Annotated in this window: 12 protein-coding genes; 10 read left to right on the forward strand and 2 right to left on the reverse strand. The window is 40.6% G+C overall.

The window, feature by feature from the left end; genetic code table 11:
- Window positions 1-226: 226 nt before the first annotated feature.
- Window positions 227-1999, reverse strand: coding sequence for a methyl-accepting chemotaxis protein (locus tag G622_RS0115975; protein WP_026511537.1), 1773 nt, complete (start codon window positions 1997-1999; stop codon window positions 227-229).
- A 316-nt stretch (window positions 2000-2315) separates the two neighbouring features.
- Between G622_RS0115975 and gap the strand changes: the two genes are divergently transcribed.
- The 10 genes from gap (at window position 2316) to rpsA (ending at window position 12928) form a co-directional block, all read left to right on the forward strand.
- Window positions 2316-3341: a type I glyceraldehyde-3-phosphate dehydrogenase gene (gap, locus tag G622_RS0115980; RefSeq protein ID WP_026511538.1), complete on the forward strand. Its 1026-nt coding sequence runs from the start codon at window positions 2316-2318 to the stop codon at window positions 3339-3341.
- A gap of 191 nt (window positions 3342-3532) precedes the next feature.
- A complete protein-coding gene (locus G622_RS0115985) occupies window positions 3533-4768 on the forward strand; it encodes a phosphoglycerate kinase (RefSeq protein ID WP_026511539.1) in 1236 nt (411 codons plus the stop codon).
- Between the two features lie 94 nt (window positions 4769-4862).
- A complete protein-coding gene (tpiA, locus tag G622_RS0115990; RefSeq protein ID WP_026511540.1) occupies window positions 4863-5609 on the forward strand; it encodes a triose-phosphate isomerase in 747 nt (248 codons plus the stop codon).
- Between the two features lie 130 nt (window positions 5610-5739).
- Window positions 5740-6486, forward strand: a complete 747-nt coding sequence (tpiA, locus tag G622_RS0115995) for a triose-phosphate isomerase (RefSeq protein WP_026511541.1) — start codon at window positions 5740-5742, stop codon at window positions 6484-6486.
- Window positions 6487-6721: 235 nt separating this feature from the next.
- Window positions 6722-8032 carry an NCS2 family permease gene (locus tag G622_RS0116000; protein ID WP_330363626.1) on the forward strand — a complete coding sequence of 437 codons (1311 nt, stop codon included), beginning with the start codon at window positions 6722-6724 and terminating at the stop codon, window positions 8030-8032.
- Between the two features lie 289 nt (window positions 8033-8321).
- Complete coding sequence (locus tag G622_RS0116005) at window positions 8322-8876, forward strand: TetR/AcrR family transcriptional regulator (RefSeq protein ID WP_026511543.1); 555 nt, start codon at window positions 8322-8324, stop codon at window positions 8874-8876.
- 14 nt (window positions 8877-8890) lie between these two features.
- Window positions 8891-10165, forward strand: a complete 1275-nt coding sequence (locus G622_RS0116010; protein ID WP_026511544.1) for an NAD(P)/FAD-dependent oxidoreductase — start codon at window positions 8891-8893, stop codon at window positions 10163-10165.
- 106 nt (window positions 10166-10271) lie between these two features.
- Window positions 10272-10934, forward strand: coding sequence for a (d)CMP kinase (cmk, locus tag G622_RS0116020; RefSeq protein ID WP_026511545.1), 663 nt, complete (start codon window positions 10272-10274; stop codon window positions 10932-10934).
- Between the two features lie 34 nt (window positions 10935-10968).
- Complete coding sequence (ispH, locus tag G622_RS0116025) at window positions 10969-11823, forward strand: 4-hydroxy-3-methylbut-2-enyl diphosphate reductase (protein WP_026511546.1); 855 nt, start codon at window positions 10969-10971, stop codon at window positions 11821-11823.
- Window positions 11804-12928 (forward strand): 30S ribosomal protein S1, encoded by a 1125-nt coding sequence (rpsA, locus tag G622_RS0116030; RefSeq protein ID WP_026511547.1) that lies wholly within the window; start codon window positions 11804-11806, stop codon window positions 12926-12928. Before ispH ends, rpsA begins: the two co-directional genes overlap by 20 nt.
- Window positions 12929-13068: 140 nt before the next feature.
- On the opposite strand, the gene G622_RS26220 is transcribed toward rpsA, so the two are convergent.
- Window positions 13069-13233 (reverse strand): hypothetical protein, encoded by a 165-nt coding sequence (locus tag G622_RS26220; RefSeq protein WP_170832732.1) that lies wholly within the window; start codon window positions 13231-13233, stop codon window positions 13069-13071.
- Window positions 13234-13513 lie beyond the last annotated feature (280 nt).

Consider the following 13513-nt stretch of genomic DNA (forward strand, 5'->3'; position numbering starts at 1 on the left):
ACTTTTGTTGGACAGGGATTTATATAATAAAAAAGAATTTAAAACCTCCCATTTAAAACCTTTTTTCTTCATTCAAAAGCGGCAGGACCCGGATAATCCGGATTCTGCCGCACCTTTTTTATCCTAAAGGAAATGCCGTTGGATTTCTATGAAATAAAAAATATGCAGCATTTTTTCTGATATTGCAGAGAGGGCACTCCAAATTCAGAGGACTCCGAGAGAGTAATTATTTTTTCCCCTTTGCAGATGTATCCTGAGGAAGTTCAACCCTGAAGTATTTAACATTGGTGGTGAGTTCTTCAGCAATCTTCTGAAGGTCTTTTGCCTGATTCACAACGGATTCCATGTTGTTATCAAGCTGCATCAGTGAAGCACTGGTTTCCTGAGTGGAAGCAGCATTTTCTTCTGAGATGCTTGATAGTGATTCAACAGAATTAAGAATGTTTTCCTTATCTGAGTTCATTGTTTCAACAAGCTCAACTATCTGTTTATTTCCTTCTTCAGTTTCGCGTAAGAGACTAAGCATCTGATCGAAGGATTCACTCATTTCTTCTAGAGCGATTGCTTCATTACTTATAGCTGCCTGGATGCTTTCTGTCAGTTCCCTGTTCGTATTTGAGTATCCAGTGATTGTTGATAGCATATTGGTAATCTCTCCTGCAAGGCTGTTGGTATTACCGGCCAGGTCTTTGATGTTGTCAGCAACAACTGCAAAGCCCTTTCCTGCTTCACCGGCTCTGGCAGCTTCAATAGAGGCATTGAGAGCAAGGAGGTTTGTCTGGCTGGCTATGGAAATAATGGATTCAGCAGCAGTCGAAATCTGTGCGACAACATTTGCTGTTTCATTAACAGAATTAGCAACCTGCGTTGCCATCTCATCATTTTTCTGATCCTGAAGCTTGATTTGCTCAAGCTGTTCCTTGACCTTTGTCGATTCCTCATAAACTTTGTTTCCTCTGTCAAGATTGGCAGATGCAGATTCAAGGACATTATCAACGGAAGAACCTATATTAATAGTGATGGTTGATGTGCTCTGTACGTCTTCAGCCATGGCAGTTGCGCCGGTTGCAAGATCATTAACTGCAGAACTGATATCGTTAGTGGTCTTCTGTGAATTGGTAATTGAGTCTTTTGCAATCTCAGCCTTGGTATTCACGGAATCAGCATGATTTATAACTCTGACAAGAGCATTTCTTAAGTCGTGACGCATTGATTCAAGACTGGATGTTATATCGTTGAATTCCTTAATAAAACTATCCGGTTTCATATGGGTTACAAAGTCACCACTGGAGATATTTGTAACATCCGCAGATATTTTTCTGACACTTTTCAGCATATTAATAATTGTATAAATTGTAAGGAGCATAAGAATAACAGCAATCACGCCAAAAATAATGGATGAAATAAGGATCTTTTTATTAATATCAGAAGTGTTGCTGGCTTCTTCCTGGACAGCCCATACTTCCACGAGGTCAGTCATTTTGCTCAGGTAATCTCTGGAACTGTTAAAATGGACAGCCCATTGTTCAATGTCGCCCTGACCACTTGCTGCATCATAGTCTGATTTCCACGCATTAAAGTCCTGATAGAAAAGATCATGATACTCAGAGAATGTCTTACCGGAATCATCCTTCAATATGGACCATAGATAAGTGTTACTCCTGGCTATGGCTGCTGCGGAATCAACTCTTTCTTGTACCTGGGAGGTATTGTCTTTGATGTCACTTATATATGAAGCTATCTGATCTTCACTTACATAGGTAGAGAAAGCAAGAACATTAGTGCCTGCCAGCATCGCCTGATAAAAATCTCTGTCTGCATTTATCAGTGTTGTACTGATGGTGTAGAGATTGTCATAATACATATCCTTGTCTGTTTCAGCAACACTGTGCATTTGAAGCCCGTAATAAATAACGGAAGCAACAAGAGCTATGATCAGTGGAAGAGTGACAATTAATAATACAGCAACAACGCTTAAATTCACTTTTTTGTCTTTCATTGTACATTACCTCCTTTAGTGTAATTATATAGCGTGAATTTAGATGGTACTTGATAATTCACTAAATTTCATATTAATTTAATTTTTATATAAAATATCATATGATGATTTTATTTCTTTGGCCTGATTTTTTTATCTGCCTTTTATATGGAAGAGGATTTTGTTTTTTGAATATTTTATGTTTTTGACTAAAGATTACTTGAAAAAATCCAAGAAGTTAGATAAAATGTATTTGCTGTCAAATTTTTGACAATCACTTTGTAAAGAATTAGTAACAGCAAATATAATATTTTTAATCATTTTAGGAGGACTTAAAATGGCAGTAAAGGTAGCAATTAATGGTTTTGGCCGTATCGGTCGTCTTGCATTCAGACAGATGTTTGAGCACGAAGGAACAGAGATCGTAGCAATCAACGATCTTACAGATCCTAAGATGCTTGCACACCTTCTTAAGTATGACTCTTCACAGGGTAAGTACAAGTATGCAGATTCAGTTTCTTACGGTGATGATTCAATCACAGTTAACGGTAAGAAGATCACAATCTACAAGGAAGCAGATGCTAAGAATCTTCCTTGGGGTGAGATCGGCGTAGACGTTGTACTTGAGTGCACAGGTTTCTATACATCAAAGGCTAAGGCACAGGCTCATATCGATGCCGGCGCTAAGAAGGTTGTTATTTCTGCACCTGCTGGAAATGATCTTCCTACAATCGTATATAACGTTAACCACGAGACACTTACAGCTGATGATAACATCATCTCTGCAGCTTCTTGCACAACAAACTGCCTTGCACCTATGGCTAAGGCTCTTAACGATTTCGCACCTATCCAGTCTGGTATCATGGCAACAATCCATGCTTACACAGGTGATCAGATGATCCTTGACGGACCTCAGAGAAAGGGTGACCTTAGAAGAGCTCGTGCAGGCGCTGTTAACATCGTTCCTAACAGCACAGGTGCTGCAAAGGCTATCGGCCTTGTTATTCCTGAACTCAATGGCAAGCTCATCGGCGCTGCTCAGAGAGTACCGGTTCCGACAGGTTCTACAACACTTCTTTTTGCTGTAGTTAAGAGCAGCACAGAAGTTACTAAGGAAGCTATCAATGAGGCTATGAAGAAGGCTTCTGATCCTGAGACATTTGGTTACAACGAAGATGAGATCGTATCTTCTGATATCGTTGGTATGACATTTGGTTCACTCTTCGATGCAACTCAGACAATGGTTAACAAGATTGGTGACGACCTCTATGAAGTTCAGGTTGTTTCATGGTATGACAACGAGAACTCTTACACATCTCAGATGGTTCGTACAATCAAGTACTTCGAGAAGTTCGTTAAATAATTATTCTGCGAGTTTTTCGAGAGCACATAGTGCTCAGATGGTTGATTGAACGCATAATGCGTAAGATGAACTTTCTTAATAATAACCAGAGTATGTATATTTAAGAGGGTCCGGTCCGTTTGGACCTGGCCCTCATTTTTTTAGTAAATTCGCAAGCGAAATTCTTATTTTATTTAAGGAGGAATAATATAATGGCACTTAATAAGAAATCTGTAGATGATTTCAATGCAAAGGGCAGAAGAGTACTTGTTCGTTGCGATTTCAACGTACCTCTTAAGAACGGTGAGATCACAGACGAGACTCGTATCAATGCTGCACTTCCTACAATCAAAAAGCTTATTGCTGATGGCGGCAAGGTAATTCTTTGCTCACATCTTGGTAAAGTTAAGAATGGCCCCAATGAGGGTGAATCTCTTGCTCCTGTAGCAAAGAGCCTTTCTGAGAAGCTTGGTAAGAATGTTAAGTTTGTAGCTGACTACAATGTAACAGGTGCTGATGCAACTGCTGCTGTAGAGGCTATGGGTGAGGGTGATGTAGTTCTCCTTCAGAATACACGTTTCCGTGGCAAAGAAGAGACAAAGCCTTCAGATGCAGGCGAAGCTTTCGCTAAGGAACTCGCAGATCTTTGCGATGATTATGTATGTGATGCTTTTGGTTCAGCTCACAGAGCACATGCTTCTGTAGCAGTTGTTACAAAGTATGTTCGTGAGAAGGGTGGCAACTGTGCAGTTGGTTACCTTATGCAGAAGGAAATCGACTTCCTTGGAAACGCAGTTGAGAATCCGGTACGTCCTTTCGTAGCTATTCTTGGTGGCGCTAAGGTTGCTGATAAGCTTAATGTTATCAATAACCTTCTTGAGAAGTGCGATACACTTATCATCGGTGGTGGTATGGCTTACACATTCCTTAAGGCTAAGGGATATGAAGTTGGTCTTTCACTGGTAGATAATGAAAAGATTGATTATTGTAAGGAAATGATGGAAAAGGCTGAGAAGAATGGCAAGAAGCTTCTTCTTCCTATCGATACAGTTGTATCTGCAGGTTTCCCGGATCCTATCGACAATCCTGACATCGAGACAGCAATCGTTGAGTCAAGCTCAATTCCTGCTGATAAGGAAGGTCTTGATATCGGTGTTAAGACACGTGAGCTCTTCGCAGACGCTGTAAAGAGTGCTAAGACCGTTGTTTGGAACGGACCTATGGGTGTATTTGAGAACCCTGTACTTGCAGAAGGTACAAAGGCTGTTGCTAAGGCTCTTGCTGAGACAGATGCTACAACAATCATCGGTGGTGGTGATAGTGCTGCTGCAGTTAACCAGCTTGGTTTTGCTGACAAGATGAGCCACATCTCTACAGGTGGCGGTGCTTCTCTTGAATTCCTTGAAGGTAAGGAACTTCCCGGAGTTGTTGCAGCAGATGATAAGTAATTACCTGGCGAGGTATTTCGCGCCTGGTGTACTACTTAGTTCTCTCTAGCGCTAGCGAGAGCAGAACTTAAACAATATATTTAGGAGGCATATAATGTCAAGAAGACGTATTATTGCCGGCAACTGGAAGATGAACATGACACCTTCTGAAGCTGTAAAGCTTGTTGCTGAGCTTAAGGATTTAGTTAAAAATGATGATGTGGATGTAGTTTATTGCGTACCTGCAATCGACATCGTTCCTGTAGTAGAGGCTGTTAAGGGATCAAATGTTAACGTTGGTGCTGAGAACTTCTACATTGAAGATAAGGGAGCATTTACAGGTGAGATTTCTGCACCTATGCTCGTTGATGCAGGTGTTAAGTATGTTATCATGGGACATTCTGAGAGAAGAGATATCTTCGGTGAGAATGACATCCTTATCAATGCAAAGGTTAAAAAGGCATTTGCTGCAGGTCTTACACCTATCCTTTGCTGTGGAGAGTCTCTTGCACTTCGTAAGGCTGGTACTTACAAGGAGTGGATTGAGAGACAGATCACATGGGATCTGTCAGGCGTAACAGCTGACCAGGTTAAGAAGCTTGTTATCGCTTACGAGCCTATCTGGGCTATCGGAACAGGCGAGACAGCAACAGCTGATCAGGCTGAAGAAGTTTGTGCTTTCATCCGTGAGCTTATTGCTAAGCTTTATGATCAGGCTACAGCTGATGAAGTACGTATTCAGTATGGCGGATCAATGAATGCAGGCAATGCAGCTGAGCTTCTTTCAAAGCCCAACATTGATGGTGGACTTATCGGTGGAGCATCACTTAAGCCTGATTTTGGTAAGATCGTTAATGCTTAATTGAGAATCTAAGCATATTTTGAAGAGCCAGTGTCTGGATAAACGGACATTGGCTTTTCTGATTTAAGCAGAGCACTTAGCGAGATTTTTGGCTTCGTGTGAGCTTGATGTTATTAAGAGGAGTATGAAAATGTCTAGAAAAAGAATTGTTGCAGGCAACTGGAAGATGAATATGACGCCTGCAGAAACAGTTGGTTTTATAAGTAAGTTAAAGCCTCTTGTTGAAGATGCGGAAGCAGATGTTGTTGTTTGCGTCCCGGCAATAGATATCGTGACTGCAATCACCGCTACCAGAGGCACAAATATCATGATCGGCGCCCAAAATATGCATTTTGAAGAAAGCGGTGCCTACACCGGAGAAATCTCTCCTGCAATGCTTGAAAGTGCAGGGGTTAAGTTTGTAATACTTGGTCATTCTGAGAGGCGTGAATATAATAATGAGACAGATGCAGAGATTAATAAGAAAGTTATTAAGGCATTTGAGCATGGTATAACACCAATTCTTTGCTGCGGAGAGACACTTAAGCAAAGAGAACTTGATCTGACAGAAGACTTTATCAGAATGCAGATAAAATCAGCACTTGCAGGTGTATCTAAAATAGATGTACAAAATATGATCATTGCATATGAGCCAATCTGGGCAATCGGAACAGGAGAGACTGCTTCATCTGAGCAGGCTGAGGAAGTATGTAAGACAATTCGTAAGTGCATAGAGGAAATGTATGATGAGAATACTTCTGATGCAGTACGTATTTTGTATGGCGGATCCGTTAATGCCTCCAATGCAGCAGAGCTTTTTTCACAGCCCGATATAGATGGCGGACTTGTGGGAGGCGCATCACTTAAACCTGATTTCGGTAAAATCGTTAATGCTTAGATTTCTGTTTTTCATCAGGAAAACGGGAATCGTATTGGATCAGGTTCTTGCAAAGCAAGGATTCCTTATGAATTGTTTAAAGGATTGATTCATAGATGCTTTTCCTTTTTTGGGTGAAATTAATACTTACTTTTAAGAGAGGCTTTTCCACCTCTCTTTTTTGTGATATATTTTGTATGGCTTGTGCAAAAACCAAAAGTACAAGTATATGTTTATATTTTGGAGGAACAAAAACATGTTGGAAAAAGTTTTTAGGATCACCAAACATAATTCCACGGTGAGAACGGAAATTATTGCAGGTATTACAACATTTATGACAATGGCGTATATCCTTGCTGTTAATCCGGCAATCCTGTCAGATTCAGGAATGGAATTTGGCAAGGTATTTGCTGCTACTGCAATAGCATCAGCAATAGCATCCTTTGTTATGGGATTTACGGCAAATCTTCCGTTTGCTCTTTCTGCAGGAATGGGACTTAATGCCGTGTTTTCCTATACCGTATGTATTGGCATGGGATATTCATATCAGTGGGCATTGTCAGCAGTATTCTGCGAAGGTCTTGTGTTTATAATCCTTACTGTTACAAATATCAGAGAAGCAATCGTTACCAGTATTCCTGATAACCTGAAAAAAGCTATAGGTTCCGGTGTCGGTCTTTTTATTGCATACATCGGTTTGAAAAACTCAGGTATTATTATTGCGGATCCCAGCAATCTTACAGCACTCAATCCTGAGTGGTATAAGGGCGCTCCGGTAGTTGCTATTATCGGTATCATTATCACAGGATTCCTTCTTGCAATCAATGTAAGAGGAGCACTTCTCATTGGTATGCTGATTACTACTTTAATCGGTATTCCTTTTGGTGTGACAACTTATGCAGGTGGAAGCTTTACTCCTCCGGCACCTTACTTCTGTGAGTTTGCTTTTGCTGAAATTTTCTCAAACCAGAAGACACTACTCGATTTTATAACAGTAGTATTTACATTCCTTTACTTTGATATGTTTGATACAGTTGGTACACTTATTGCATGTGCAGGTAAATCAAACATCATAAGAGAGGATGGATCAATTCCTAACGCAAAGAAAGCACTTTTGGCTGATGCTATAGGCACAACTGTTGGATCAATACTTGGAACATCTACCGTTACAACATTCGTAGAGAGTTCAGCAGGTGTTGCAGAAGGCGGACGTACAGGACTTACTGCAGTAGTTACAGGAATTATGTTCGTTATTTCACTGTTTCTTGCACCCTTGTTTGGATCAATCCCTAGTGCAGCTACAGCTCCTGCTCTTATCATAGTAGGTGTTATGATGATATCTCCTATAAAGAGCATTGATTTTGATGATTTAACAGAGGCTATTCCGGCATTTATCACCATCATTTTCATGATATGTGCTTCAAGTATTTCTGACGGAATCATGTTTGGTGTACTGTTCTATGTAATCATCAAGATGCTTTCAGGAAAGTTCAGAGAGCTTCACTTCACAACATATATTGTTGCAGCTCTGTTTATCCTTAAACTGGTAGTTGATGTTATAGCATGACTTTTTGTGGGCAAAAGCGGAAATCGCCCACAAAAATCCTGCCTTCGGCAGGACACGCCCCTCGCTTCGCGAGGACCTGGTCCAATACGATTCCCGTTTTTCTGAGGAAAAACAGGAATCTATAACTTATTGAATTTTGCCTCCGGTAATTCGAAGATCACTTTGCAAGGTATTGTTAGTGAAGCTTCGAATTACCGGAGGCTTTTTATTTTGTAATTGACATAAACTGTCTGAAACACTAAAATAATAACGCATGATACGAAAAAGCATTTAAACGGAGGTTAAGTATATGTCCAGAAAAGCCACTATTACACAGGAAGAAATTGTAAATGCGGCATTTAAGATAACAAAAAAGGAAGGCTTTGATCAGATTACTTCAAGAAGACTTGCGGCTGCTGCAGGCTGCTCTACACAGCCTATTTTCAGAATCTATGATAATATGGATCAGCTGAAAAAAGATGTAATTACCAAAGCGGTCGGAACATTTGAAGAGTATTGCAGAAAAATTGAGAAGACTCATGATACCCCTTTTGTTGATCTTGGACTTGGGTATATTACTTTTGCTCAGAAGAATCCTAACCTGTTTAAACTGCTGTTTATTTCAACTGATGCCAATGAAGGCGTTAGTATGTATGACATAGTTAACGGAACGGACGAGAATGTGGTCCGTGAGGTTTCAAGAGCCAGGGATCAGGGGGTGCCTGATGCTGAGCAGCTCTTTATGAAGATGTGGATATTTATTCACGGCGCTGGTTGTATGGCTGTAACAGGTGACTACGACCTGGAAGAAGCAGATTCAGTTGCCATGCTCGAATCAGCTTATGAAGCCTTCAGACTTTCTTGAGGGAGATTTTTTTAATGAAGCAGATTGCTGTAATTGGCTGCGGAGCAGCCGGTATGATGGCGGCTATTTCCGCGAGCCTTAGCGGAGCAGCCGTCACTATTTTTGAAAAAAATGAAAAGCCCGGGAAAAAAATATATATTACAGGTAAGGGCAGATGCAACGTGACCAATGCCTGCGATATATCAGAATATTTTGATAAGATACCCCATGGCTCTAAATTTCTTTACAGTGCATTATACGGGTTTGATAATACGCAGGTTATGAGCCTGTTTGAAGAAAATGGATGCAAATTAAAGACTGAGCGTGGAGACAGAGTATTTCCGGTTTCCGATCATTCATCGGATATTATAAGTACGCTGGTAAGGCTTCTTAAGAAGAATAAAGTTGAGATAAGATATCAGGATGAAGTCAGATGGATTCAGGTGTCTGAGGATGGACGAATAAAGGGCGTGGTTACTGAAGACTCCGGAATCTGTGAATTTGATTCTGTAATAGTTTGTACCGGAGGATTATCATATCCTTCCACCGGATCAACCGGAGACGGTCTTAGATTTGCAAAAGAATTAGGACATAAGGTTACCAGGACAACACCGTCCCTTGTTCCTTTTGAGGTCAAAGAAGACTGGTGTAAACTTCTGCAGGGGCTTTCACTAAAAAATGTAAATGTGAAGCTTGAGCAGATACCGGCAGATGGTCAGGGTAAGAAAAAGAAGTATGTATATGACGGCTTTGGAGAAATGCTGTTTACGCATTTTGGAGTGAGTGGACCACTTATACTTACTTCAAGTTGCTACTATGAAGAAGCAGATAAAAAGGGAAATAAATATTCCTATGTTATACATCTTGATCTAAAACCGGCACTTACGGAAGAACAGCTTGATAAGAGATTACAAAGAGAGTTTGAGAATGGGAAGAACAGGCAGTTTAAAAACTGTCTTAATTCACTGTTCCCATCCAAAATGATACCTGTTATGGTAGAATTATCCGGAATTGATCCGGATAAGCAGGTAAATGCAGTTACTAAAAAGGAAAGACTTGAATTTGTTTCTCTTATAAAGAATTTAAAGTTAAATGTGGCAGGCCTTAGAGGTTTTCCTGAGGCCATTATCACAAGAGGTGGTGTTTCCACAAGTGATATCAATCCTTCCACGATGGAGTCCAAAAAGATAAAGGGGCTTTATTTTGCAGGCGAAGTGATAGATGTTGATGCTCAGACCGGAGGATTTAATCTGCAGATTGCCTGGTCAACAGGTCATCTTGCAGGAGAGCACGCTGCGTTGGATGAATAAGCATATATACTTTGTTTATCAAACGCAGGATATGCCTTTTACCATGCGGTGGCATGGTGCAATAGACGAATTTTTGAAGAAATTCAATAATATTTAGGAGTTAATTATGGGAAACAGTATAGCTATAGACGGACCTGCAGGAGCAGGCAAAAGCACAATAGCAAAAATAGTATCTGCAAAGCTTGGTTTTATTTATATTGATACCGGGGCAATGTATCGCGCCATGGCTGTTCATATGATAAGAAATGGAGTGTCTGGTGATGATAATGCTGCCATAGAGAAAAATATTGATACGGCAGATATAACAATCGGTTACGAGAATGGTGAGCAGGTTGTATACTTAAATGGTGAAAACGTTAATTCACAGCTTAGAACGGAGCAGGTTAGCGCTATGGCTTCCATAACCAGCGCCAATGCTAAGGTCAGGGAAAAACTCGTAGAGCTTCAGAGAAAGCAGGCCAAAACAACCAATGTTGTTATGGATGGCAGAGATATCGGTACTGTGGTACTTCCTGATTCTGAGCTTAAAATATATCTGACAGCAGGTACAAGAGTTCGTGCTGAGAGAAGATATAAAGAGCTTGTTGAAAAGGGCGTAAGCTGCAATCTTGATGAGATAGAAGAGGATATTAAAGACAGGGATCACAGAGATATGACAAGAGAGAATTCTCCTCTTAAAAAGGCTGATGATGCCGTGGAAATAGATTCTTCATATATGACTATCGAAGAAGTTGCTGATAAAATTATTTCACTATATAAAGAAAAGTAAAGAAACTGTCGAAATATAGAAAGGACTATGCAATATGGATGTAATACTTGCAGAGCATGCCGGTTTTTGTTTTGGCGTAACCAGGGCAGTAGATGAGGTTTACGATCAGATCAGGAAAAATAATGGAAAGAAAATCTATACATACGGTCCGATAATACACAATGAGACAGTTGTAGCAGATCTTGAAAAACAGGGAGTAAGCGTAATTGAAGGACCGGATGAACTTGATAAGCTTACTGATGGTATAATTGTAATAAGATCACACGGTATTCGGAAAGAAATCTATGATATGATAGAACAGCGCGGTCTTGAAGTTATAGATGCAACTTGTCCTTTTGTAAAGAGAATTCACAAGATTGTTGCAAAGGAAAGTTCCGAAGGAAAGACAATTGTGGTTGTCGGAAGTGCAAAACATCCGGAAGTTGATGGAATTGTGAGTTATGCAAAAGGGCCTTATTTTGTGGTTGAGAGCCCTGAAGAAGCTCAAAATCTTGATATTCCGGAGGGAACTAATCTGTGTATAGTTTCCCAAACAACATTTAACACAAATAAATTTCAAGAAACCGTTGATAAATTTTCTAATTCGCGCTACAATGTTACTGTTGTGAACACTATTTGTAGTGCAACAGAAGAAAGACAGGCTGAAGCAGAGAAAATTGCCGGTCAGGTTGACGCTATGATAGTGATTGGCGGAGCGCACAGTTCTAATTCAAGGAAACTGTATGAGATATGCAGTAAGAAATGTGCAAATACATATTTTATTCAAACACTGGATGACTTGCATTTGGATCTTCCTAAAGCGGTTAGACTAGTGGGAATAACCGCCGGGGCGTCCACCCCAAAGAACATTATCGAGGAGGTTCAGAATCATGTCAGAACAATCTTTTGAACAAATGCTCAATGAGTCGTTCAAAACAATTCATACGGGGGAGGTCGTTGAAGGCACTGTTATATCTGTGAAGCCTGATGAGATTATTCTTAACATTGGCTATAAATCAGATGGCGTACTTACAAAGAGCGAGTACAGCAATGATAACAGTATCGATCTGACTCAGGTAGTTAAGGAAGGTGACACAATGGATGTCAAAGTCCTTAAGACCAATGACGCAGACGGTCAGGTTATCCTGTCATATAAGCGCCTTGCCCTCGACAGAGGTAATAAGCGCATTGAAGAAGCTTATAACAATCAGGAAGTACTTACAGCTAAGGTTGTACAGGTACTTGATGGTGGTCTTACAGTAGTTGTAGATGAGGTTCGCATCTTTATCCCTGCAAGCCTTGTTTCAGACACCTACGAGAAGGATCTTTCTAAGTACGAAGGTCAGGAGATCCAGTTCGTTGTAACAGAATATAATCCGAAGCGTAGAAGATACATCGGTAATCGCAAGATGCTCATCACAGCTGAGAAGGCTGAGCAGGCTAAGAAGCTGTTTGAGACAATCGGTGTTGGCGACGTTGTAGAAGGCGTTGTAAAGAATGTGACAGACTTTGGTGCATTCATTGATCTTGGTGGAGCAGACGGACTTCTTCACATCTCTGAGATGTCATGGGGCCGTGTAGAGAATCCTAAGAAGACTTTCAAGGTTGGCGATAAAGTTAAAGTTCAGATCAAGGCTATTGATGGCAGTAAGATCGCTCTTTCAAGAAAATTTGATGATGAGAATCCTTGGAAGGATGCTGACTCAAAATATGCTGTTGGCAATGAAGTTACCGGTAAGGTTGCAAGAATGACCGACTTTGGTGCATTCATCGAGCTTGAGCCCGGAATTGATGCTCTTCTTCATGTATCACAGATCGCAAGAGAGCATATTGAGAAGCCTTCAGATGTACTTAGCATCGGCCAGGAAGTAACAGCTAAGATTGTTGACTTCAACGAAGCAGATCGTAAGATCAGCCTTAGCATCAAGGCTCTTACTGCTCCTGAGAAGGAAGTTGAAGAGGATGGCGATGTTGTTTCTGTAGACATCGATAAAGCTATTGCTGAGCAGGAATAATTTAATAACTATAAAGCAGTCGTACTTTATGTGCGGCTGCTTTTTTTATTTAATAGGAAATTTCGCCTTGGCGGCGAAACCTTGAATTAAAAGGCCCGGCAAGACCGGGCCACGCAAAGCGGAGGTATGTTGGTTTTGAATTACCAATCTACCTCATCAAAGAATTCATCATCTTCATGCATAAAGTAATCCATGTCGAGAAGGTCTTCATCATCCATCTCGCGGATTTCATTCGCCGACATGCCTTCCGGCGGGTTTTGGATGTATTTCTCTCTAAGCTTTGCTATTAGTTCTTTACTGGCCATGGCTGTTCCTCCTAGCATGATTTTATCATGCGCAGGAATACGAGGGAACACTACTGATTTTTGAGGATGGAGCTCTGCTTTTGGGACGGCATTTTCCCATTGCCTTTTCATATAAGTCTTCGAGAGAAACACGTTTGTGGTTAAAGCGCAATTCGAGAAATTTCATGGTGCTGCTGCACTTTGGACAACTCAATGGGTCATATCCGAATGCTGTCAGGATGCCTGAACGCCATTGAAGGAATGATTTAAAGAATGGTTTTTTGGAAGGGTGAATCAGCCG

It is taken from the genome of Butyrivibrio sp. LC3010, assembly GCF_000424385.1.
Taxonomy (GTDB): domain Bacteria; phylum Bacillota; class Clostridia; order Lachnospirales; family Lachnospiraceae; genus Butyrivibrio.